At 66.8% G+C, this 376-nt stretch carries 1 pseudogene; it reads right to left on the reverse strand.

Annotation, left to right across the window (positions count from 1 at the left end):
• A pseudogene (locus tag ACO48X_RS10425) lies at positions 1-353 on the reverse strand (ATP-grasp domain-containing protein); the annotation flags it as partial.
• Positions 354-376: the final 23 nt, after the last annotated feature.

Consider the following 376-nt stretch of genomic DNA (forward strand, 5'->3'; position numbering starts at 1 on the left):
TTGGCGAGGTCGACGCCGGCGGCCTTGAGGTAGTAGTGGCCGCGGCCGATGCGCGGGTTGAGATCGAGCCAGCGGGCTGCGCCGTCGCGCGGATCGACCTTCACGTCCATCGAAAAGAACCCGCGCAGCCCTGTCCGCGTGACGATGGACTTCGCCTGTTCGATCAGCTCAGGATTGTGCTCGGTCAGTATGATTCCGGCGTTGCCAAGGTACTCGGGCTGGTGGAGGCCGAGGATGACCCTGCCGGAGCCGCACGCCGTGACCGTCCCCCGGGCGTCCACGTATCCGTTGACGACCCACTGGGTCGTGTCGTCGCCCGGGACAAGCTCCTGGACGATGAGCCGCGTGTCCACCCCTCCTTCGCGCCATTTCGCGA

Source organism: Peptidiphaga sp. (genome assembly GCF_057238965.1).